We start from the raw sequence: 22555 nt of genomic DNA, 5'->3' as shown, positions 1-22555 counted from the left end.
GGCGTTGTGTGCGACGGTGTGCGTGTGTCTGCTCCGAACTCGAACGTCCCCGCTCATCCGTTGTCCGGCCCCATGCAGCGGGTGCTCGATCTGGCGGCGTCCTTCTCCAAGGACAAGACGCCTGAGATGAGCGAACGCGACGAGGCGACCGAAGAGCTCGCCGCCGGTCTGCGGGACGCACTCGTCCCGATGATCGAGGTCTTCGGCCTGGGCGACCTCGACTTCAACGCCAAGCGTGGCGGGAGGCAGACCAACTACAGCCCGGTCCCGTGGGTGCGGGTGTTCTCGGAGAAGTGCTCGCCCAGGGCATTGGAAGGTTTTTACGTCGTCTACCTGTTCGCTGCGGACGGGAGCCGGGTCTACCTGTCGCTCAACCAGGGGACCAGCGAGTGGCGTTCCGGCGCGATGCGGCCGATCAACGACAGCGGTGTGCTGCGGGGACGAGCGGCCGAAGCTCGCGCCGTGCTCGCCGACTTCGCGGACTCGCCCGTCATCCACAACGGCCAGGTGACGATCGACCTCGCCTGGGCCTCTGTCACGTCGGTGGGCGCCGAGAGCAAGCGGCGGATGCGGAACTACGAGGACGGCAACCTCTTCGCGTACGAGTACGAGACCAAGAAGATCCCTTCACACGAGCAGCTGGTTCAGGACCTCGCCGACATGCTTCCGCTGCTCGCCGAGCTCTACGGAACGCCGGTGAGCCCTGGTGAGCTTCCCACGGTGGTCCTGACGCCGACCGCCGAAGAACCCGCCGCGAAGGCCCGCAAAGCCGTTTCCCGTGCTCAAGGCCGGCAGTTGGACTCGGCGGCGCGGAAAGCCATCGAGCTCCACGCGGAGAACCTCGCCGTATGGCACTTCGAGACGTCCGGCTGGACCGTGGAGCGAGTTGGTCACCTCAAACTCGGCTACGACCTCGACTGCACGCGGGATGAAGAATCTTTGCACGTCGAGGTCAAAGGCACCCAGACGTTGGGCGAGGAAGTGATCCTGACGCCCAACGAGGTGCGCCACGTCCAGGGTGCTGAGGCCTGCGACGCCGCCCACGCGCTGTACGTCGTCTCGCAGATCACGCTCGACCGCACGAACGGCGTGCGATGTTCAGGAGGGCACGCACGTCTACTCTGGCCGTGGGGCATCAGGGACGCCCATCTCACCCCGACCCAGTATGCCTACAGGGTTCCGCAGGCGTAGCGGGTCACTCCTCGTCGGCCGGCATCGCCACCAGGCTCACCACCCGGCGCGTGCGCCCCTCCCCCGGTCCCCCACCGGCCCGCGCGGTGATCGCCGCCCGCACCTCGGCCAGCAACGCCTCGTGCTCCTCGTCCGTCAGCCACAGCGCGGCCTGCTGGTACGTCACACCGTCGCCTGCCGGATCGGGCGACGGCCTCTCCAGGTAGCGGCCGAAGTCGGACAGCAGGCTGCCAGCGAACGTCGTGAAGGCCTGGCGGTGGTCGTCGGGCGTCATGGCGGCGCGGTCGGCGACGGTGAGGCGGGCGCGGTCCGCGTGCAGGCGGTAGGTGCGTTCCATGATGCCGCGCACCCGCTTCTCCTCCAGCACCTCGAGGACGCCCGCGTCGGCGAGGACGGCCACGTGGCGGTACATCGTCGCGGGCGCGATCTCGGGCAACCGCTGCCGCAGCTGGGTGGTCGTGCTGGGGCGCCCGTCGAGCAGCGCCTGCACGATCCGCATGCGGACGGGGTGCAGCAGGAGGTCCGAGGTCGCCATGTCCACCACGATCTCATCGGTGATACTGTTCTCAAAAATGAGAATGGAGCAAGCAATGAACGGCACCGGGCGCGACGTCGAGATCACCATCACCGCGGACGGCCACGCGCTGCCCGGCACGCTCACCCTCCCGCCAGGGCCCGGCCCGCACCCGGCCGTGCTCTGCTTACCCGGATCAGGAAAGGTCGACCGCGACTCCAACGCCGGGCGGATGCGGGTGGAGCTGGGTGTTCCACTCTCGCAGGCCTTGGCGCGCAACGGGATCGCGTCGCTGCGGTACGACCGGCGTGGCGTCGGTGCCTCGCCCGGTGACTGGCGTGCGGCGGGGTTCCTGGACAACCGCGCCGATGCCGCGCTCGCCCTGCGGACGTTGCGCGACCGGCCGGAGATCGGCGGGGTCGGCGTCCTCGGGCACAGCGAGGGGGCGGTGCACGCGATGTGGCTGGGCGCCCACGAACGTCCCGACGCCGTCGTCCTGCTCGCCGGCTACGCGCGTCCGGGCGGAGAGGCGTTGCGGTGGCAGGCGGAACGGGTCGCGGGCACGTTGCCGAAGATCGTCCGGCCGCTGCCGGGCCTGCTCGCCGCGCGGCTGGTGGCCAGGCTGGAGAAGACGACCACGGACGTCGCCCGGGTCGGTGGCGTGCGGCTCAACGCCCGGTGGTGGCGTGAGCAGCTGGCCCACGACCCGCGCGCGGACCTGCCCGGCATCACCGCGCCGACGCTCGCGATCACCGGTGAGAAGGACCTCCAGGTCGATCCCGCCGACCTGGAGGTCATCGCCTCCCTCGTGCCCGGCGCGGAGGTCCGCCGCGTTCCCGGCCTGACCCACGTGCTGCGCCGCGATCCCGGATCGCCCGCGCTCACGTCCTACGCGCGGTTGCTGCGCCGGCCGGTGGACCCCGAGCTGCTCACCGAGGTCGCGGACTGGCTGGCACGACGGCTCAGCCGGTGAAGGTCCACCGTCCGTGGTGGACGGTCCGAACGCCACCACCTGGCACGTGCACCTCGGCCGTGGCGCCCACCGGGACCTCGACGGTCAGGCGCACCTTGCCGTCGATCTTCGCCCACGCCACGACGATGCGGCCGCGCACGCTCTCGAACTCCAGCCGCGCCCACGAGATCGAGGTCGCGGTCGGCCGCACCACGAACGTCCGGAACCCTGCGTCGCCCGGCCGCAGCCCGGCGACGTGCTCGTACAGCCACTGGACGACGGTGCCCTTGAAGTAGTGGTTGCGGGACCGGGTGCCGGTGTCCCACATCTCCCACATGGTGTCGGCGCCGTTGGAGAACCAGTGACCCCAGCTCGGGTACGAACGCTCCACGGCCATTGAGTGCGCGACGTCCGCGTGGCCGTTGTCGCTCAACGCCTGCAACAGAACGCTCGCACCCAGGCAGCCGACGTTGACGTGGTTGCCGTTGGCGCGGATCTCGGCGGCGAGCTTGTCGGCGACGGTCTGGACGGAACCGGCGGGCACCATGCCGAACGCCAGCGGGATCGCGTTCGAGGTCTGGCGGTAGCCGGGGTCGCGGGAGGTGCGGTAGTAGCCGTCGAGGAACGTCCTGTTGAACGTCGCCAGCAAGGACGCGGCCACCTCGCGGTAGCGCGGCACCGGCTTGCCGATCACGTCGCCGAGCTCGGCGGTGTGCAGCAGCGCGCGGTAGAGGTACGCGGTCGCGGTCAGGCGGGTGTCCTCCGGTGGAATGCCACCGGAGCCCGGCGGGAGGAAGTCGCCCAGCGCGGTGACGGCCAGGCCGTCGCGCAGTCTCGCGATCTCCCAGTCCAGGTACCTGGTGAGCACCGGCCAGTGCTGTTCGGGCAGGCGGGAGTCGCCGTAGACGCGGTACATCTCGCGCAGCACGAACGGGTAGACGGTGGTCCACTCGGGAGCGGGCGCCAGTTCCCGGTAGCCCCAGCCGCCGGAGGGAACGATCACCGGGAGCTGGCCCGCGGTGTCCTGGCTGTCGGCGAGGTCGGCCAGCCACTTGGTGAAGAAGCGGGCCATGCCGAACTCTGCCAGCATCGAGGGGGCGCCCACCTGGGCGTCGCCCGTCCAGCCGTTCTTCTCGTACGTCGGGGTGTCGGTTGGGATGCCGTGCAGGTTGTTGGCGACGGTGCGGCGCATGGCGGCGTCGTACTGCTCGAAGAGCGGTTCCGAGCAGCGGAAGGTGCTGGCCCTGGGCACGTCGGAGTGGACCAGGCGGCCGACCAGGCGAGGCGCCGCCGCCAGACCCGTGACCTCCACGTAGCGGAAGCCCTTGTAGGAGAACTTCGGTTCCCACGTGCCCGTGCCGTCCGCGCAGACGTACTCGTCCAGCTGGATGCGGCCGCCGCTCACGTGGCCGTTGTCCATGTGAACGCTGCCATCGGAGTTCAGGGTCTCGCCGTGCTTGAGGCGGACGACGGTACCGGCCGGCGCGGTGACGGTGAGCTGGGTCCAGCCGGACATCGTGCGGCCCATGTCGGCGACGAACACGCCGGGCCGTAGTCGGGTGACGGTCGGGGTGACGGACTCGATCACGCGGATCGGTTCGTGCTCCTGGGCTTTCAGCACACCACGGGGCGCGGGCCGGAGAGTCGTGCGCTGCCACAAGCTGTCGTCGAAACCGGGCTTCGTCCAGTCCCGCGGGGCCTGGCGGGCGTCGTAGGTTTCGCCGGTGTAGAGGGAGTTCGAGATCGTGGGGCCGTCGGTGAGGCGCCACTGGTCGTCGGAGGCGATGGTGGTGCGGGTGCCGTCCGGGTGCTCGATCTCCAGCTGGGCCAGGAGTTTCGGCTCGTCGTGCCACGGCGGGCGTTCCCAGCGCCAGACGTTCGGGGTCTTCATGCCGTAGAAGCCGCGGCCCAGCGTCACGCCGATCGCGTTGGCGCCGCGACGGACCAGGCTCGTCACGTCGTGCGTCGCGTACAGGACGGTGTTGTCGTAGTCGGTGAAGCCCGGGTCCAGCACGCGGTCGCCCACGCGGCGGCCGTTGATCTCGGTCTCGTGGTAGGCGAGGCCGCTGAGGTAGAGCCTGGCCCGGGTGACGGGCTTGGTGAGCGTGAACTCCCGGCGCAGCAACGGTGCGGGTTGTTCCTTCACCGTCACGTTCGCTCCCCACGGGCCCTGGCCGTACGGGTCTAGCACGGTGGCCGGGGTCCAGGACGTGTCGTCGAACGCCGGGGTCTGCCACCCCGGTTGTTCGGTGTCGGCCACCTTCCAGCCAGGGCCGGTCACGATCTCGCGTTGACCGTCGGGCAGGTCTGCGACCAGGCGCAGCAGTAGACCCGCCGGGCCTGCCGAGCGGTTGGTGGCCCGTGCGGCCAGGACGACGCGGCGGCCGGCCAGGTGGGTGACGTCGGCGCGTTGGCCGACCTTCCAGACGTCGACCTGTTCGGGGACGTGCACGACCTCGGTTCCGTTGACGTACAACGTGAAGTCGTCGTCGGCGGTCGCGACCAGACGGGCCCGCACCGCATCGGCGGGGAGGTCAAGCGCGGCGCGGAACCACCTGGTTTCGGCTGGCGTCGTCTGCGACCAGATCCAGCGGGCGCCGGTGAAGTCGATCGCCGTGTCGGTCGCGCCGATCCAGCGCGCCTGCCACGGTGTGCCGAGCAGGGCGGTCTCCCACCAGGAGGTCGTGCTCCACGGCGACGGGCGGCCCGCGCCGTCCCACACGCGGACGCGCCAGTGGTAGCGGGTGCGCGGCTTCAACTCCCCGCCGCCGAAGGGAATTCCGGTGGTGTGGTCGGAGGTGACCCGGCCGGACCGCCAGACGTCGGCACGTCCGGGGGCCGTGCCCACCTCGATCTGGTACGCGGTCTGGCGTGCACCGGTGCCGTCCGCGGCCAGCACCCAGGCCAGCCGGGGTGCCGCCACGTCGGTGCCCAGCAGCGTGTCCGCGTACTCGACGGTCGTGCGCTCGACCCTCACCCCGCCGGCCTTGCCGTCCGGCTCGGCCGCCGCCACCCCCGGCGGGAGCGCGGTCATCGAGAGCCCGGCCGCCGATGTCTTCAGGAACGTCCGTCGCCGCACGTCATCTCCACCTTCGTCGCTGGATGAAACGTTTCAATTCCTGAGGCGACAGCCAGGGTGTTGGGCGAGCCACGACCGTGTCAAGGCAGAGTGAACCAGGCTGTCCGGAAATGGACAGCCTGGTTGTATCGTTTAAATGTCAACCGGTGGTGCAGGTGCTGCCGTTGAGGCTGAACGAGGTCGGCGCCGGGTTCGAGCCGCTGTGGGTGCCGTTGAACCCGATGTTCGTCGACGCGTTCGGGGCGAGCGTGCCGTTCCACGTCAGGTTGGTAGCGCTCACAGCCGCGCCGGACTGCGCGAACGTCGCTCCCCACCCCGGCGGGGTCACCTTCTGGCCGTTCGCGTAGCTGAAGGCCAGCGTCCAGCCGTTGACAGCGCTCACACCGGTGTTGGTGATGGTGACGCTGGCGGTGAAACCGTTGCCACCGCCCCAGTTCTGGGCCGAGTAGCCGACCTTGCACCCGCCGCCACCGCCGCCGGTGCTCGTGGTCGCCGACACGATGCCCGACGCCGTGGACGCGTTGCCTGCGGCGTCGCGAGCCCGCACCTGGTACCGGTAGGTGGTCGACGGCGTCAGACCGGAGTCGGCGAACGACGCCGTCGCCGAGGAGCCGACCTGGGTGAACGAGCCGCTGCCCACCGCGCGCAGCACGTCGTACCCGGTCACGCCGACGTTGTCCGTCGACGCCGTCCAGTTCAGCGCCAGCCCCGAGGACGTGACGGAGGACGCCACCGGAGTGCCCGGGGTGGACGGTGCCTGCGTGTCGGCCGCCCCGCCGTAGATCGTGGCCTCGCGGGACGTCTGCCGGACTCCGTTGGCACCGTTCAGGAAGCGCTCACCCCAGGAGGTGAGGCTCGCCGGGTTGAACGAGTCGACCATGTCGAGGTAGCCGACGTCGCTGCTGTTGCCGCTCCACGACCAGCCCAGGTACCCGAGGCCGCGGGCCTGCGCCTGGGCCAGGATCGTGTCCTCGTCCGGGTCGCCGTCGCTGTGGTTGTGCCCGAACTCCCCGACCACCAGCGGCAGCCCTGCGGTCCGGAACGCGTCGAAGTACGCGTTGACCTTGTCCGCCGTGTTGTAGACGCCGTACATGTGGACGGAGAACACCGTGTTGCGCAACGGATCGGCGGCCAGCACGGACGCCGCGCCGTCGCGCATGATGCCGCCCCAGTCCTGGCCCCACATCGGCGCGTCAGCCATCAGCAGGTGCTGGAGCCCGGCGCCGCGCAGGCGACTGATCGCGCCGCTCGTCGCACTCGCCCACGTGGCACTGACCTGCGCGTTGTTGCCGAACGGCTCGTTGCCGAGGTTGATGACGACGTGGTTCTCCTGGCCCTGCAACGCCGAGGCGACGCTGATCCAGTAGGTCGCGGCCTGGTCCAGCGAGGCGGCACCGCTCTGCTCGCCGTACCCGGTGGTGTCGTGCACCTCCAGCACGCAGATCAGCCTCGACTGCCTGCACAGCGAGATCACGCTCGACACCTCCGAGGCGGGCGTCGGTCCCCAGCGCTGGCCGCTGCCGAGCACGACGCGCACGGTGTTGGCGCCGAAGGACTTGATGTCCGCGAACGCGCGGGTCTGGTTCTGGTACCAGACGTGCGCGTTGTTCACCCCGCGCATCACGAACGCCGACCCGTTCGCCTCGACGACCCGCGTGCCCTCGACGTGCAGACCCACCGCCGCCGGTCGGGTCCCCAGCGCCGCGACCACCGCCGGGTACCAGCGGCTCTCGATCTTCTGGATGCCGGTGGAGCTGTTCGGGTGCACGCCGTCGGACGTGTCGGCTGCCGTGTCGAACCCGGTCCACTGGTCGACCACGGTGATCGGTGACGCCGAGGTGCTCTGAGCACGTGCCCACCCGGGAATCGCGTTGTTCAGGTCGACCACCCGCTGGGCGCACGCCGAGCAGTTCGCCGGGGTCATCGGCAGGATCTGGGCGACGACCAGCTTGATCGCCGGGTTGCTCGCCCGCATCTGGCCGAGCAACGTCGTGTAGGCGCCCAGGATCGAGCCGGCGGGAACGTTGCTCCACACGTCGTTGGTGCCCAGGTGCATCAGGACGACGTCCGGCCGGGCGGACGAGAGCCAGCCCGGGAGCTGGTTGTCCCGCACGATGTTCGTCGCGAGGAACCCCCCATGACCCTCGTGCTCGCCGTCGTGGGCGAACCCGCAGCCGTCCCCCGGCACCGTGCCGACGAAGTCGACGTTCGTGTGCCCGGTGTCCTGCAGGTGTTTCCAGAGCAACGCCCGCCAGCAGCCCGGGGAGCCGGTGATCGAGTCACCGAGCGCCATGATCCGGGTGGGGGCGGCGGCGCTCGCGGCGCCGGGAGCGATGACCACGCAGGCCGCGAGCAGCAGCCCGGTCACCACCGCTCGGAGAAGTCTCAAGGTCACCACGACCTCCTGGGTTCCGAGGAAATCTGGGAGCGCTCCCAGATTTCGAAACGGTAGTCAGCGGACGGATCGGCGACGTACCGCCGACCGGCCCACCGCAACCCCGCTGACCTGCTGACGTCGGGCTTGTCCTGCAGGACAACATTTCCGCGGGCGTCGAACCTGTCGAACGCCGCGTCGAACATCGCGCCGGCTGCGGTCGAACCGTTGACCGACGTCGTTCCCGGCCGGAAGATCGCAGCGCTCTCCCACACCCCCCTGCACCGTGGAAAGTGAGCCAAGAGCCGCGATGTCGACGTTCACCCGCACGCTCGTCCTGGCCCTCGCCCTGAGCGCCCTGCCCGCCGTCGCCCACGCGCAACCCGGCGCCGGCGGCAGCTTCGAGGTCCTGACCTACAACGTGGCCGGCCTCCCGGAGCCGCTGTCGTCCGGCAACCCCGCCGTCAACACCCCGTTGATCAGCCCGCGCCTCTCCGCGTACGACGTCGTGGCCGTCCAGGAGGACTTCAACTACCACGCGGCCCTGTACGCGGGCGACGACCACGCCCACCGCACGCCCACGAGTGGCGGCGTGCCGTTCGGCAGCGGCCTCAACACGCTGTCGCACCGGCCCTACCTCGACCTCGAACGGACGAAGTGGACCTCCTGCAACGGCACCGACTGCCTCACTCCGAAGGGTTTCACCCACCAGCGGATCGTGCTGGCGGAAGGCGTGTCCGTCGACGTCTACAACCTGCACCCCAACGCGGGCACCGAACCCGCGGACCTCGCCGCGCGCCGGGCGAACATCACCCAGCTGTCCCGCCGCATCGCCACGCACTCGGCCGGCCAGGCGGTGATCGTCCTGGGCGACACGAACACCCGCTACACCCGCGCGGACGACAACATCCGCGACCTGGTCACCGCCAACGGTCTCACCGACGCGTGGGTCCAGCTCGAACGCGGCGGCCAGGCACCGGCCGCCGGCAGCCCCGCGCTCGTGTGCGACCCGGCCGCGGTCACCGACTCCTGCGAGGTCGTCGACAAGATCCTCTACCGGGGCAACCGCCAGGTCACCCTGACGGCACGCGACTACCGCAACGACAACGCGGCGTTCCTCGACGCCGCGGGCAAGCCCCTGTCCGACCACCACCCGATCGCCACCCGGTTCGACTGGACGGCGGACGAGGACCTCCGGCTCAGCGCGGAGGCGGGCGGGCCGCACGGCACGCCGTTCACCGACGTCGCGGCCGTCGACCGGGGTCCACTGAGGACGGTGGGCCTGCGCGGAGGCAGCCGGCTGGACCAGATCTCCGCCTCCTACGCCGACGGCGCGACACTGACGCACGGTGGCACAGGCGGCACCGCGACCAGCCTCACGCTCGCTCCCGGTGAGCACTTCGTGTCGGCGAAGCTCAGCCAGGGCAAGCACAACGGCCGGACGCGCGTCTTCTCGGCCACGCTGACCACGACCACGGGTCGCGTGCTCTCCGCCGGGCAACCGACCGGTGAGACGACCACCTTCACCGCACCCGCCGGGTGGCGGATCGCCGGGTTCACCGGCCGCTCGGGTGACGAGGTCGACCGGCTCGGCGTGATCTTCACGCCGGCCTGACCGGGTGGCCCCGCGCTCACCGGGCGCGGGGCCCGTCGTCCTCACGGCGAGGCGAAGCTCGGGTGCGGCGGCTGGTTGTAGGCGGTGTTCTGGAACGCCACGGCCAGCCGGTACTGCCGGTCCTGCAACAGCGACACCCGCCGGATCGAGGTCGGCTCGGTGGTCGAGTAGATGCGCAGCGCCCGGTTGTCGGACGTGCGCCAGACGACCTCCTCGCGCCAGTCGCCCAGGATGTCGGCCGACAGCGCGGGCGTGGACTTGGTGCCGTTGTTCGACGCCACGCCGGACCCGGTGAGCAGCCGCGTGTCGCCGTCGGGGCCGTATTCGTCGATCGTGGTGCCGTTCAACAGCTCGCGCTGCGCGTCGCCGTCCCACCAGATCACGAAGTTGGTCGACCCCGGCTTGCGCGCGGCGACCTGGGCGCCCGTGGTGGCGCTGCGCAGCCCGCCCACCGAGGCCGACCACGCCTCCGCACCGGGGTTGCCCGCCCAGACGTCGGCCGCCACTGCCCTGCCGTTGTCGCAGCCGCACGACGGCGCGCTCCAGATGATCTGACCGGTCCGCGCGTCGCCCATCCAGTGCGAGAGGTCCGTCGTGGACTCCGACGGTTTGAAGACCTCCAGGCCCGCGCGCGACGGGATGAAGTCGCCGACGTGCAACGCGTCGCCGTGCCGGGTGCCGTTCTGCCAGAGACCGCGGCCGTTGTCGTCGATCGCCATCGAGCCGTAAACGATCTCGTCCCGGCCGTCACCGTCCACATCGGCCACCGACAGCTGGTGGTTGCCCTTGCCCTCCCAGGCGGAGCGGTTCGACTGGGAGGCCGAGTCGAACGTCCACCGCTGCGTCAGCTGGCCGCCCCGGAAGTCCCACACCGAGATCACGCTGCGGGTGTAGTAGCCGCGGGCCATGACGATGCTCGGCCGGGAACCGTCCACGTAGGCCGTTCCGGCGAGGAAGCGGTCGACCCGGTTGCCGTAGTCGTCGCCCCACGACGACACGGTGCCGCGCGGCGGCACGTAGTTCTCGGTGTCGAGCACCGCGCCGTCCGTGCCCCGGAACACCGACAGGTACTCGGGTCCGGCCAGCACGTACCCGCTGCTGTTGCGGTGGTCGGCGCTCGCGTTGCCGATCACCTGGCCCGTGCCCGACCGGGTGCCGTCCGCGGTCTTCACCGCCACCTCGGCCCGGCCGTCCCCGTCGTAGTCGAACACCTGGAACTGCGTGTAGTGCGCTCCCGCGCGGATGTTGCGACCGAGGTCGATCCGCCACAACCTGGTGCCGTTCAACCGGTACGCGTCCAGGTGGACGTTGCCGGTGTAGCCGGACTGCGAGTTGTCCTTGGCGTTGGTGGGATCCCACTTCAGCACGAGGTCCTGCTCGCCGTCACCGTCCAGGTCACCGACGGACACGTCGTTGGCCACGTAGGTGTACGACTCGCCGGACGGGGTGGTCCCGCCCGAGGGGATCTGCAGCGGTACGTCCCTGCTCGTCGCGAGCGTGCCGACGGACCGCGTGGCCGCCGCCGGTTCCACGCCTCCGCCCACCGCACGCACCGAGTAGGACGCGGTCGCGGGAGCACCCTCGTCGAGGAAGCTCGTCGCCGTCCGCAGAGGCGTGCGGTTGACCAGCACGCCGTCGCGGTAGACGTTGAACCCCAGGTCCGCCGGATCGGAGCCGAGCAGCCGCCACGACACGAAGTTCCCGTTGCCGTGCACCGACCTGATGCTGACGAGCCCGCGTTCAGGCGGCTCGTCCGCGAACGCCGGGACGCCGCCCGACACCAGAACCATTGCCAGCACTGCAGAATTGAAACGTTTCATGCCGCAACGCTAGCGTCGAACGAGTCGAATGCCTTGTGGCACTTCGGTTTCGACTCGAATTCGACCAGAGGACGTCGAGCGGGCCACACCGTCCTTTGCGGACTTCTAAGCCACCGGTGTCATCCGGCGTCCGACGACGAACCAGAGCAGGCTGCCCAGGAACGGCAGCGCGAACACGACGAGCAGCCAGAGGATCTTCGCGCCGCACCCGATCGGCGCGCCCAGCACGCTGAACAACGCGGCGATCCAGAACACCAGGAGGGCCACGGCACCGAGCGCCACGAGGACGAGGAGGCCTCCCTCGAGCCATCCCGCGTTCTGGTCGGACAGGGCGAACGAAGTGAGCATGCGAAGACCCTACGGCCGTTCGGAGTCATCCCGAGTCGTCCTGAAGGACGATCGCGGCGTACGACCGTGAGCTGATCTCTACTCGACCGCGCACTTCACGTTGTTGAGCGCGAACGCCGTCGGGGGCCGGTGGGTGCCGCGCGAGTTGCCGTTGAACCCGAACTGGACCGACCCGCCCGCCGCGATCTGCCGGTTGTAGCTCAGGTTCGTCGCGCTGACGTACGAGCCGTACTGCCGCGCGGACGCGTCCCACGCCTCGCGCACGCTCTCGCCGTTCGGGAACGCCCACAGCAGCGACCAGCCGTTCACCTTCTCGCTGCCGGTGTTGCGCACGGTCACACTCGCCTGGAAGCCGCCCTGCCACTGGCCGGTGACGCGGTAGGAGACGGCGCACGCCCGCGCGGGCGGAGGCGGTGGCGGTGGGGTGGTCGTCGTGGTGGGTGGCGGTGGCGTGGTCGTCGTCGGAACGGGCTTGGACGTGTCCGACCCCTCGCACGGCGGGCCCCACAGCCCTCGTTTCGCCGCCTTCGCCTCTTCCTGTGCGGCGATCAGCGGGCCGCCGTCCACGCCGTCCGGCCGCAGGGCGCCCTGTTGCACGGACAGCACCGCGTAGTCGGTGCCGTCCTCCAGTTCCAGGTTCACCTCGCCGACCGTCAGCACGGTGTACCGGACGGAGGTCGCGAGCAGAGTCTTCCTGGCGAAGTCGAGCGAGGCCTTCGCGAAGCACTCCTTGGGCTCGGCCAGCAGGGAGATCTGCACCCTCGTGCCGTCGACGAACTCGACGGTCCTGGCGTCGATCACGTCCCGGACCACGGTGAGCACGTTCTGCGGCGGCACGACCTTGCCTACCAGCGTCGGCGCCGTGAACGACGGCGTCGGCACCGGTCGTGGTTCCTCCGCGGCGGGTTCGGCGGTGCACGCCGTGAGCAGCAACAACATCACCAGCAGGTGCCCGCGCGCCACTTCCGCCCCCGACCGTCCACCCGACACGTCCCGCGGGTCCGCCGATCGCCATCGAGTTGCTTGGCACGAAACGACTTACCGCCGCCGTCCACACCGGACGACAGCGACCTCCCGCTGCTGGTCTGTCGGCAGAAGTGATCAGCGCGTTACTCGCCGGGCGCGGCGGCACAGTACACCCGCGGGCTTCCCCAGGCGTTGTCGGCGTCGCGGGCACCGCGCACGTCCTGCAAGGTCAGCAGGTCGACGTCGGCGAGGGCGATCTCGACGTGCTGCGGCGCGTCCCCCGCGCTCGCCTGCCGGGTGGCGATCTCGACGCCGTCGGTCTTGATCACGAACTGCCCGGCACCGCCCCCGGCGGTCGAGGTGGCGTCCTTGCCGACCCAGACGGACAGGCGCGAGCACCTGCCCTTGACGAGCCAGCTCCGGTAGTTGTCCGGCGCGACGCCGGACCCCCGCAGACCGCGCGGGTAGGACTGCTTGCCGATGCCGACCGTCGGCAGGACCTCCTGGCCGCCGCCGGACTCGACGGGCTCGTGCGCGGTGAGGTCGTACCACTGCTCGCCGGGCGGCGTGCTCGTCGGCAGCGTGGCCGGGAGCACCTCGGTCGCCGGGGGCTCGCCGGTGTCCCTCAGCTCGCTGATCAGCACGGCTGTCCCGCCCGCCAGCGCGACCCCGAGAGCAGCGGAGATCCACTTCCAGTGACCACTACCGCCAGTCGTCATGTCCGGCTTTGTCTCGGCCGCGCACCGCTTCGTTACAGCCAGAGACCGACGAGGCCGATCATGAGGAGGAAAGTGACAACGGCCAGGAAGTGCCACGGCGCCAGGTCGACCCACTTGCGCACGCCACCACCGCCGGACGGGGCCGCGGGACGGTGCTTCTCGATCTCCTCGCGGATCTCGGCCTGCAGCCGGTTGCCCCGCAGCGAACTGGCCGCGGACAGGGCGCCCACGACGACGTTGATCCGCTCCCCGTCGGTGGTGACCAGGGTGACCTCGCGGGTCGCCTCGACCGTCGCGAGCGAAGCCCACGGCACCCAGTACGCGCGGAACCAGTTCACCACCAGCACCCCGGACTCGTGGACCTTCACGACGGCGTGCGCGCCGACCATCCACATGAACCAGATGAGCGGCGCCATGATCGCGACGAACTCGGCCTGCTCGCCGAACCCGTTGCCGGGGAACGGGTTGAGCAGCACGTACGCCGTCACGGCGAGCGCCGCCACCGACACCACCCAGCTGAAGGTGTTGTCGAACTTCCTGCGCAACACCGCTTCCACCCTGCCCCGGCCCATGCCGCACACGATAGAACTCGACCATGCGCCTGCAGAACTTCACCGGTCCCGGGCTCGCCGCGCACGTCGAGGAGGCGCGCGCGTCGAACGCCGAGCGCGGGCTCCGCAGAGGGCCGGGCAGCCTGGCCGAGGTGAGCGTGCTCAGGACGCCCGAACCCGACGACAACACGCTGGTCAGCGCCGCCGGCAGGCAGGTGCCCGTCCGCGTCCACCGGCCGTCCGGGCAGGCGAGGGGTGTCTACCTGGACTTCCACGGCGGTGGCTTCTACCTGGGGTCGGCGGCCGACGACGACGCCCGCAACCGGCAGCTCGCGAACGCCCTGCAGGCGGTCGTGGTGAGCGTTCACTACCGGCTCGCACCCGAGCACCCGTGGCCCGCCGCTCCCGACGACGCCGAGACGGCCGCGCTGTGGCTGGCCGAGAACGCCGAACGGGAGTTCGGCACGTCGAGGATGGTCATCGGCGGCTTCTCGGCCGGCGCGACGCTCGCCGTCACGACGCTGCTGCGGCTGCGCGACCAGGGCGACCCCGGGGTGTTCGCCGGGGCAGCCCTGCAGTTCGGCACCTACGACCTGAGCGGCCTGACCCCGGCCGGTCGCAAGATCGCCGACGAGTTCTTCATCGAGGCGTATGCGGGCCACGCGCCGGACCGCACGCACCCGGACATCTCCCCCGTCTACGCCGACCTGCGCGGACTCCCGCCACTGCTGATCGTCGTCGGTGACCAGGACGTGCTGCTCGACGACAACCTCGCGATGGCGGCACGCGTCCTGAGCGCGGGTGGTGAGGTCGAGCTCAAGGTCTACCCCGAGTCGCGGCACGGCTTCACCCGCCGCGACACCGGTATGGCCAGGGCCGCGCGCGAGGACGTTGAGCGGTGGCTGTCGGCACTGCTCTCCTAGACTCCGCAGCGGGACCGGCGATCGACGACGAGGTGGCGGAACGATGGAGCTGGGCGATGTCACGCGGACCACGCTGGCGTGCGTGCGGATCTTCAACGGCGCGCTGGGGCTGTTCGCCGCGGACCGCATGGCGAAGAGCCTCGGCGACGAACTGGGCGACGACAAGCGGTTCGTCTACCCCGCCCGCATGTTCGGCATCCGCACCCTCGTGCTCGGCGTCGACCTGCTGACCCTCAAGAGCACCGACGCGAACGCCCGCCGCGTGCTCCGGCAGGCCGTGCTCATCCACGCCACGGACACCGCGGCCGCCGTGTACGCGGGCAGGCGCGGCGAACTCCCGGCCAAGGCGGCGAAGCTGACCACGATCATCTCCGCGGTCAACACGGGGCTGGCCGTCGTCTCGCTGCTCACGGCGAAGAAGGACGGCTGAGCGGCAGGCGGTGACCGTCGAGATCACCCTGCTCGATGAGGTGAGCGCACGGGTCTGGGGCGCCGACCCGCCCGCGCGGTCCAGGGCCACCCCGCACAGCTGCCTGTCCCGGCCGCGGCACGCCCTGGGCGTCACGCTCACCGCGACCCCGCCGGGTACGTGCCGGCCGCCGAAGAGTCCTCTGTGGACCTGATGCGGTTCAGGAAGCTGCGCGAGGAAGCGGTGGCGAACCGCTCACCGGCGTCGCGGGCGGCTGGGCGGACACCACGCGCGACCTGCTCGTCCGCGAACGCACCGGGGCCGAGTTGGACCTCGCCGACGCCCGCCTCGGCCTCGGCCAGTGCCCCGAACCGCTGGCGGCGATCTCCTGGAGCTGTTCCAAGAGGAGGGTGACGACGGCAGCGGCCGCGTGGCGACGGGCGCTCGCGATGCTCGAACACCAGGACCGCGAGGACGCCGCCGCCCGCGTGCGTGATCGACCGGGGTCCGCCGGACCAGGGTGACTCACGGGCGCGAACGACCCCCTGGCCGCGGAAGTCTGGCTCCTGAACGAAGACCCACCGAGGAGCGGACATGCCGAGCATCACCCTGACCCAGCACACCACCGCGACGCCGGAGCAGTTCGTCGCCGGGCTCACCGACTTCGGCCCCGGCCGCGCGGACCTCTTCCCCAACAGCGCCGACGCCGACCTGCGGGTGCACGAGCGCGGTGACACGTTCGCCGACGTCACCGAGGGGTCCGGCGGCATCTGGGAGCGCCTGCACTACGACTGGTCCGACCCCACCAGGATCGTGCTGACCACCGTCGACTCCAACGTCTGGGGCGGACGGTCCGGCCACACCTACACGTTCACGAAGACCCAGGACGGGACGCTCGTGCACGCCGAGGTCGTGCGGGAAGGCAAGAACTTCAAGGGAAAGCTGCTCGGGCTCTCGCTCGGCCTGCTCGGGCAGAAGGTGCTGGGCGGCGCGCTGGAGAAGACGGTGCGGGCGATCGAGGCCCGCGGTTAGCCCGCCTCCACCGAGTGGGGAACGCCAGCCGGCGCAGCACTTAGGTAAGGGTGCCCTAGGTCCCCGCGGCGGGCGGGAGCTAACGTAGCCCGTCGTGAGCATGGTCGTGGAACAACGCGGGCTCGACCCCGCCCCGGCGCCGGGGAACCCGCACCGGCGCCGCCGACTCGGGCTGGCCGGGCTGCTGGTGCTGCTGGCCGGCGCGGCGGTGCTGTCCCTGGTGGTCGGCACGCGGTCGCTCACGCCGGCCGAGGTGTGGCAGGGCCTGTTCGGTGATCCCGCCGGAGACCAGCGGCTCACCGAGATCACGCTGATCGTGCAGACGCTGCGGGTGCCGCGCACGGTGCTCGCGCTCGTCGCCGGGCTCGCGCTCGGCGTCGCGGGCGCGTTGATCCAGGGCCACACCCGCAACCCCATCGCGGACACCGGTCTGCTCGGCGTCAACGCCGGGGCGTCGTTCGCCGTGGTGTTCTCGATCTTCCTGTTCGGGTTGCAGAACCCGTTGCAGTACCTGTGGTTCGCGATCCTCGGCGCCGGCGCGGCGGGTGTGGTCGTGTTCGGCCTCGCGAGCCTCGGCCGCGGCGCCGGCAACCCGCTGACCCTCGCGCTCGCGGGCCAGGGCGTCACGATCTTCCTCGCGGCCATGACGACCGCCGTCGCGCTCAAGGACACGCAGGCGCTGTTCGTGCTGCGGTTCTGGAACGCCGGGTCGGTGCAGGGCGTCGGGTTCGACGTCATCTGGGTGGCGGCGGCGTTCATCGGGGTCGGCCTGGTGCTGGCGCTGGTGAACCTGCCGGTGATCAACCTGCTCAACCTCGGTGACGACGTCGCGCGCGGCCTCGGCGTGAACATCGTGGCGGGACGGACCGTCGGCGTCCTCGCCGTCACGTTGCTCGCGGGCGCGGCCACGGCGGCGTGCGGCCCGATCGCGTTCCTCGGGCTGATGGTCGCGCACCTCGCGAGGTGGTTCACCGGCCCCGACTACCGCTGGCTCGTTCCGTACGCGGGGTTGCTCGGCGCTGCCGTGCTGCTGCTCGGCGACATCGCGGGACGGCTGGTCGTGCGACCGGCCGAACTGCAGGCGGGCATCGTCATCTCCCTCATCGGCGCCCCGTTCTTCGCGGTGCTGGTCTGGCTCGGGAAGTTCAGGCAGGCATGATCGACGAAGCTCCCGCCCTGCACCGCGGCGTCCGCGTCGGCGGCTGGTCCTGGGTCTGGCGGCCGTGGATCGTGCTGGTCACGGTCGCGCTGGCCGCGCTCACGTTCCTCGTCTTCTGCATTTCGATCGCGGTCGGCGACTTCACCATCGAACTGCCCGCGGTGTTCCGCACGCTGATCGGGCAGGGCGAGCGGGTCGACGAGTTCGTGATCATGGACCTGCGCCTGCCGCGCTCGTTGATCGGCCTGATCGTCGGCGCGGCGCTCGGCATCTCCGGCGCGCTGACCCAGTCGATCGCCCGCAACGCGCTGGCCAGCCCGGACGTCCTCGGCATCACCGGCGGCGCGAGCGCGACGGCGGTGTTCGTCGTGACGGCCGGCGGTGGCGCGGCGCTGGGCGGTGCGATCGGCCTGCCGGCGGCGGCGCTCACCGGCGGTCTGCTGACCGGGTTCCTCGTCTACTTCCTGGCATGGAAGAAGGGCATCGACGGGTTCCGGCTGATCCTCATCGGCGTCTCGGTCAACGCGGTCATGCAGGCGCTCACGACGTGGCTGCTGGTGCTGGCGGACATCCGCGACGTCGCGCGCGCCCAGGTGTGGCTGGTCGGGTCGCTCGACTCGCGGTCGTGGCCGCAGGTGTGGAGCTCGCTGTGGATCACGCTGGCGCTGGTCCTCGTGGTCCTCGTCACGTCGTTCCAGATGCAGCCCATGCACTTCGGTGACGACGTCGCGGCCGGTCTCGGCGTCCGGTACTCGGCGGTGCGCGCGGTTCTGCTGCTGTGCGCGGTGCTGCTGGCCGGTGTCGCGGTGAGCGCGGCGGGCCCGGTGCCGTTCGTGGCCCTGGTCGCGCCGCAGATCACCATGCGGTTGCTGCGCTCGCCGGTGCCGCCGTTGATCGCGTCCGGGCTGTTCGGGTCGTTGCTGCTGCTCGGCTCGGACCTGATCGCACGGGTCGTGCTGCCCTACGAACTGCCCGTCGGCATCGTGACGGCGATCATCGGTGGTCCGTTCCTCGTGTACCTGCTCGTCCGGGCCAACACGAAGCGCGCTGTCTGAGGCAAGCCTGCATTAAGTAAGGTTGCCCTATGACCGCGTTGCGCAACGATGCCGCCCGACTGGGTGCCGAGGGCGTCACGGTCGGGTACGCCGATCGGGTCGTGCTCGACAACCTGGACGTCGCGATCCCGACCGGGGTGATCACCACGGTGATCGGGCCGAACGGCTGCGGCAAGTCGACGCTGCTGCGGACGCTGTCGAGGTTGCTCAAACCGCGCCAGGGCACGGTGCTGCTCGACGGCCACGACATCGCGCGACTGCGGACCAAGGACGTCGCGAAGCGGATGGGCCTGCTGCCGCAGACCCCGATCGCGCCGGAGGGCCTGACGGTCTCCGACCTGGTGGCGCGCGGCCGGCACCCGCACCAGAGCTGGGTGCGGCAGTGGTCGAGCGACGACGCCGAGGTGGTCGCGAAGGCGTTGCACATGACCGGGGTGGCCGATCTCGCGCACCGCCCGGTCGATTCGCTGTCCGGCGGGCAACGGCAACGCGTGTGGATCTCCATGACGCTCGCCCAGGGCACCGATCTCCTGCTGCTGGACGAGCCGACGACCTACCTGGACCTCGCGCACGCGATCGACGTGATCGACCTCGTCGACGACCTGCACGAGGGCGGCTGCACGATCGTCATGGTGCTGCACGACCTGAACCTCGCCGTGCGGTACAGCGACAACCTGATCGTGATGAAGTCGGGATCGATCGTCGCGCAGGGACATCCGAGCGAAGTGATCACCAGCGAGCTGCTGCTGGACACGTTCGGCCTGCAGGCCAAGGTGATCGACGACCCGGTGAGCGAACGGCCGTTGATCGTCCCCATCGGCCGGACCCACGTGGTATCGAAGAGTGACCAAGACCTTGGTTAGCCTGCCCTAACCGGGTGATAAGGTTCGGCTGTCCTAATTTCCCCCGCCGCGTGGGCAGCGAAGAACGAGGTGCCGAATGGGCCAGAGAACGACCATGACCTGGAAGCGGCTGACCGCCGTGGCAGCAGCCGCGCTGGTCGGTGCCGGCCTCCTCGCCGGGTGCGGTTCTTCCACGCCTGCGACGACTCCCGACACGAACACCGCCGCCGGTGGCACGTTCCCGACCAAGGTCGAGCACTTCTTCGGCACGACGGAGATCAAGGAAGCGCCCAAGCGCGTCGTCTCCCTCGGCTACACCGACGACCAGACGCTCCTCGCGCTCGGCGTCGTCCCGGTCGGCATGGTCGACCAGTACCCGAACCCCGAGGGCAAGTCGCCCGACATCAACACCCAGTGGCCGTGGGTGAAGGACAAGTGGGGCTCGACCAAGCCCGAGGTCATCATGAAGAACGGCGACACCGAGCCGAACTTCGAGAAGATCGCCGAGCTGCGCCCCGACCTGATCGTCGCCGTCTACTCCGAGGCGACCCAGGAGTGGTACGACAAGCTCACCAAGATCGCCCCCACCGTCGGCCGCACCAAGGAGGAGAAGGAGCCCTTCTCCGCCAAGTGGCAGGACAACGCGTTGCAGGTCGCGAAGGCGATCGGCAAGGGTGACGAGGGCGCGAAGGCCATCAAGGCGATCGACGACAAGCTCGCCGAGGCCAAGAAGGCGAACCCGGCGTGGGCGAACGAGACCGCCGTCGTCGCGTCCTGGTACAAGGACGCCATCGGCCCGTTCGCGACGACCGACGTGCGCGGCCAGGTCATCACCGGCATCGGCTTCAAGGGCAACACCAAGGTCGACGAGCTCGCGGGTGGCAAGTTCTTCGTGTCGCTGTCCCCCGAGCGCATCGACGTGATGAACGTGGACCGCATCTTCATCATCAACGACGAGGCGGACACGAAGGCGCTCAAGAACTTCGAGCTCTTCAACAACCTGCCCGCGGTGAAGGCCGGCAAGGTCCACTACATCCTCGACAGCGAGGGCGCGGCCATCGGTGCCGCGATCTCGCAGGCCACCCTCGCGTCCATGCCGTACGCGGTGGACGAGCTCGTCAAGGCCGCCAAGTCCGTCAGCTGATCCTCGTTCTGACACAACAGTTCCAGTGAGAGGCCTCCCCTCGTGACCACGAGTCTGCCCGGCGCCCCGGCGAAGATCCTGCGCACGGCGTCCGGGCGGGAGGCCTCCCGCTGGGTGTACGAGCACTGCCGCGGCGCCCCCGTCCTGCCGATCGCCACCGTGCTGGCGACGGTGGTGGGGGCGGTGCTGCAGATCGTCCCGGTGTTCCTGCTGGGCACCGTGGTGGACGGCGTCGTGCAGGGCCGCGACGCGTCGATCCTCTGGACGATCGGCATCGCGACCGTCGTCTCGGCCCTCGCGGGCGCGGTGATGACGGCCGTGTCGACCTACCTCGTCGGCCGGGTGGGCGCGGAGATGCTGGCGCGCCTGCGGGAAGGCGCGGTCCGCGCGGTGCTCGGGATGCCGAGCGCGCGGATCGAGGAGGTCGGCCGCGGTGACGTGCTCTCGCGCGTCGGTGACGACGTCGCCGTCATCTCCAAGGGTTTCCGCACGGCCATCCCGACGATCTTCTCGGCGGTCGTGCTGGTCGTGATCGCGACCGCGGGCATGTTCGGCCTCGACTGGCGGCTCGGCCTCGCCGGTGCGTGCGCGCTGCCCGCGTACTGGCTCGCGCTGCGCTGGTACCTGCCGCGCTCGCAACCGCTCTACCGCGCCCGGTCCGAGGCGCAGGCCGACCGCGCGCAGGCGTTGATCAGCGGCCTGGACGGCATCGAGACCGTCCGCGCCTACCGCCTGGAGAACGCCTTCCGCGACCGGGTGACCGCGGAGTCGTGGCGGGTGCGCGACATCGGCATCGAGGTGTTCCGCTTCTTCGGCCGGTTCATCGGGCGGGAGAACCGCGCCGAGTTCATCGGTCTCGGCCTGATCATCGTCGTCGGCTACTTCCTGGTGACGAACGGGCAGTCGTCGCTGGGCCAGGTCTCCGTGGCGGCGCTGCTGTTCCACAAGCTGTTCGTCCCGCTCGGCCTGATCATGGCGTTCTTCGACGAGGCGCAGAAGTCCGGCGCCGGGCTGACGCGGCTGGTGGGCGTGCTCAGCGAGTCCGGCGGCGACGACCTCGTGCGCAGCGCGGTGGCCGTCGACGCGGACGCGCGGCCGTTGCCGGTGTCGGTGCGCGGGCTTTCCTTCCGCTACCCCGATTCCGAGCACGACGTACTGTCCGGCGTCGACCTGGAGATCCCCGCGGGAACCTCGCTCGCCCTGGTGGGCGCGACGGGCGCGGGCAAGACCACCCTGGCCGCGCTGGTGGCCGGGACGGGCACGCCGCTGACCGGATCCGTGCACATCGGGTCGTCCGATCTCGCCTCGCTGGACGAGGCCGGTTCCCGCGCGCTGGTCAGCATCCTGACGCAGGAGGCGCACGTCTTCGCCGGTCCGCTGGCCGAGGACCTGCGGCTCGCGGCGCCGGACGCGACCGACGACGAGTTGATGGACGCGTTGCGGACGGTCGGCGCGGACGCGTGGGTCTCGGCGTTGCCGTCCGGGTTGCAGACCGACGTCGGCGAGGGCGGCGAACGCCTCGACGTGACCAAGGTCGCGCAGATCGCGTTGGCGCGCCTGGTGCTCGGCCGTTCCCCCGTCGTCGTGCTGGACGAGTCGACGGCGGAGGCGGGCAGCCAGGGTGCCGCCGCGCTGGAACGCGCCGCGCTCGCGGCCTGCCGGGGCCGCACCACACTCCTGGTCGCGCACCGCCTGACCCAGGCCATCGCGGCGGACCGGATCGCCGTGCTCGACGCGGGTCGTGTGCTGGAACAGGGAACTCACGAAGAACTCGTGGCGCGTGACGGGCGTTACGCGGCACTTTGGGCCGCTTGGCGATTCGGAAGCGCAAATACTTAGGTTAGGCTACCTTCACCGATCGT

General features: G+C 70.5%; 22 protein-coding genes. 13 read left to right on the top strand and 9 right to left on the bottom strand.

From position 1 onward, the window contains the following. Positions 1-24 precede the first annotated feature (24 nt). Positions 25-1191, top strand: coding sequence for an MrcB family domain-containing protein (locus QSK25_RS03400; RefSeq protein WP_285632415.1), 1167 nt, complete (start codon positions 25-27; stop codon positions 1189-1191). A 4-nt stretch (positions 1192-1195) separates the two neighbouring features. Here QSK25_RS03400 and QSK25_RS03395 read toward each other — a convergent pair whose 3' ends face one another. Beyond that, complete coding sequence (locus QSK25_RS03395; RefSeq protein WP_285632412.1) at positions 1196-1726, bottom strand: helix-turn-helix domain-containing protein; 531 nt, start codon at positions 1724-1726, stop codon at positions 1196-1198. A gap of 55 nt (positions 1727-1781) precedes the next feature. Between QSK25_RS03395 and QSK25_RS03390 the strand changes: the two genes are divergently transcribed. Next, positions 1782-2678, top strand: a complete 897-nt coding sequence (locus tag QSK25_RS03390; RefSeq protein ID WP_285632409.1) for an alpha/beta hydrolase family protein — start codon at positions 1782-1784, stop codon at positions 2676-2678. Here the strand turns inward: QSK25_RS03390 and QSK25_RS03385 are convergent. From QSK25_RS03385 to QSK25_RS03375, 3 genes are all read right to left on the bottom strand, one after another. Continuing rightward, positions 2668-5736 (bottom strand): family 78 glycoside hydrolase catalytic domain, encoded by a 3069-nt coding sequence (locus tag QSK25_RS03385; protein ID WP_285632406.1) that lies wholly within the window; start codon positions 5734-5736, stop codon positions 2668-2670. The genes QSK25_RS03390 and QSK25_RS03385 overlap by 11 nt on opposite strands. Before the next feature lie 139 nt (positions 5737-5875). Further along, positions 5876-8131 (bottom strand): cellulase family glycosylhydrolase, encoded by a 2256-nt coding sequence (locus tag QSK25_RS03380; RefSeq protein WP_285632403.1) that lies wholly within the window; start codon positions 8129-8131, stop codon positions 5876-5878. Beyond that, complete coding sequence (locus QSK25_RS03375) at positions 8128-8385, bottom strand: hypothetical protein (protein WP_285632400.1); 258 nt, start codon at positions 8383-8385, stop codon at positions 8128-8130. The genes QSK25_RS03380 and QSK25_RS03375 overlap by 4 nt, the downstream gene beginning before the upstream one ends. Positions 8386-8420: 35 nt before the next feature. Here QSK25_RS03375 and QSK25_RS03370 point away from each other — a divergent pair, with 35 nt between their 5' ends. Beyond that, complete coding sequence (locus QSK25_RS03370; protein WP_285632397.1) at positions 8421-9725, top strand: jacalin-like lectin; 1305 nt, start codon at positions 8421-8423, stop codon at positions 9723-9725. Between the two features lie 41 nt (positions 9726-9766). On the opposite strand, the gene QSK25_RS03365 is transcribed toward QSK25_RS03370, so the two are convergent. The 5 genes from QSK25_RS03365 to QSK25_RS03345 form a co-directional block, all read right to left on the bottom strand. Continuing rightward, the gene (locus tag QSK25_RS03365) at positions 9767-11515 is read right to left on the bottom strand and encodes a rhamnogalacturonan lyase (protein WP_285632999.1); all 1749 of its coding nucleotides are present in this window, start codon (positions 11513-11515) and stop codon (positions 9767-9769) included. Positions 11516-11650: 135 nt separating this feature from the next. Continuing rightward, positions 11651-11893 carry a PLD nuclease N-terminal domain-containing protein gene (locus QSK25_RS03360; RefSeq protein ID WP_285632394.1) on the bottom strand — a complete coding sequence of 81 codons (243 nt, stop codon included), beginning with the start codon at positions 11891-11893 and terminating at the stop codon, positions 11651-11653. A gap of 78 nt (positions 11894-11971) precedes the next feature. Next, the gene (locus QSK25_RS03355; protein WP_285632391.1) at positions 11972-12856 is read right to left on the bottom strand and encodes a cellulose-binding domain-containing protein; all 885 of its coding nucleotides are present in this window, start codon (positions 12854-12856) and stop codon (positions 11972-11974) included. Positions 12857-13002: 146 nt separating this feature from the next. Next, positions 13003-13578: an NPCBM/NEW2 domain-containing protein gene (locus tag QSK25_RS03350; protein ID WP_285632388.1), complete on the bottom strand. Its 576-nt coding sequence runs from the start codon at positions 13576-13578 to the stop codon at positions 13003-13005. A 32-nt stretch (positions 13579-13610) separates the two neighbouring features. Continuing rightward, the gene (locus QSK25_RS03345; protein ID WP_285632385.1) at positions 13611-14150 is read right to left on the bottom strand and encodes a PH domain-containing protein; all 540 of its coding nucleotides are present in this window, start codon (positions 14148-14150) and stop codon (positions 13611-13613) included. A 23-nt stretch (positions 14151-14173) separates the two neighbouring features. Between QSK25_RS03345 and QSK25_RS03340 the strand changes: the two genes are divergently transcribed. The 10 genes from QSK25_RS03340 (at position 14174) to QSK25_RS03295 (ending at position 22532) form a co-directional block, all read left to right on the top strand. Beyond that, entirely contained in the window at positions 14174-15052 is an 879-nt protein-coding gene (locus tag QSK25_RS03340) for an alpha/beta hydrolase (RefSeq protein ID WP_285632383.1), read from the top strand. Positions 15053-15095: 43 nt separating this feature from the next. Then, a complete protein-coding gene (locus QSK25_RS03335; RefSeq protein WP_285632380.1) occupies positions 15096-15482 on the top strand; it encodes a hypothetical protein in 387 nt (128 codons plus the stop codon). A 10-nt stretch (positions 15483-15492) separates the two neighbouring features. Then, on the top strand, positions 15493-15675 hold the full coding sequence (locus tag QSK25_RS03330; protein WP_285632377.1) for a hypothetical protein: 183 nt from the start codon (positions 15493-15495) through the stop codon (positions 15673-15675). A gap of 112 nt (positions 15676-15787) precedes the next feature. Beyond that, the gene (locus tag QSK25_RS03325) at positions 15788-15985 is read left to right on the top strand and encodes a hypothetical protein (RefSeq protein WP_285632374.1); all 198 of its coding nucleotides are present in this window, start codon (positions 15788-15790) and stop codon (positions 15983-15985) included. Between the two features lie 70 nt (positions 15986-16055). Then, positions 16056-16493, top strand: a complete 438-nt coding sequence (locus tag QSK25_RS03320) for an SRPBCC family protein (RefSeq protein WP_285632371.1) — start codon at positions 16056-16058, stop codon at positions 16491-16493. Positions 16494-16593: 100 nt separating this feature from the next. Continuing rightward, entirely contained in the window at positions 16594-17652 is a 1059-nt protein-coding gene (locus QSK25_RS03315) for a FecCD family ABC transporter permease (RefSeq protein ID WP_285632996.1), read from the top strand. After that, positions 17649-18707: a FecCD family ABC transporter permease gene (locus QSK25_RS03310; protein WP_285632368.1), complete on the top strand. Its 1059-nt coding sequence runs from the start codon at positions 17649-17651 to the stop codon at positions 18705-18707. The genes QSK25_RS03315 and QSK25_RS03310 overlap by 4 nt, the downstream gene beginning before the upstream one ends. A gap of 29 nt (positions 18708-18736) precedes the next feature. Next, entirely contained in the window at positions 18737-19570 is an 834-nt protein-coding gene (locus tag QSK25_RS03305) for an ABC transporter ATP-binding protein (protein ID WP_285632365.1), read from the top strand. 76 nt (positions 19571-19646) lie between these two features. Further along, on the top strand, positions 19647-20693 hold the full coding sequence (locus QSK25_RS03300; protein ID WP_285632362.1) for an iron-siderophore ABC transporter substrate-binding protein: 1047 nt from the start codon (positions 19647-19649) through the stop codon (positions 20691-20693). Between the two features lie 42 nt (positions 20694-20735). Further along, positions 20736-22532, top strand: coding sequence for an ABC transporter ATP-binding protein (locus tag QSK25_RS03295; RefSeq protein WP_285632359.1), 1797 nt, complete (start codon positions 20736-20738; stop codon positions 22530-22532). The last annotated feature ends 23 nt before the right edge of the window (positions 22533-22555 follow it).

The sequence above is a fragment of the Lentzea sp. NBRC 102530 genome (genome assembly GCF_030269365.1).
Taxonomy (GTDB): Bacteria; Actinomycetota; Actinomycetes; order Mycobacteriales; family Pseudonocardiaceae; genus Lentzea.
The sequence above is the reverse complement of the archived record's forward strand: the minus strand, read 5'-3'. Positions and strand labels throughout refer to the sequence as shown.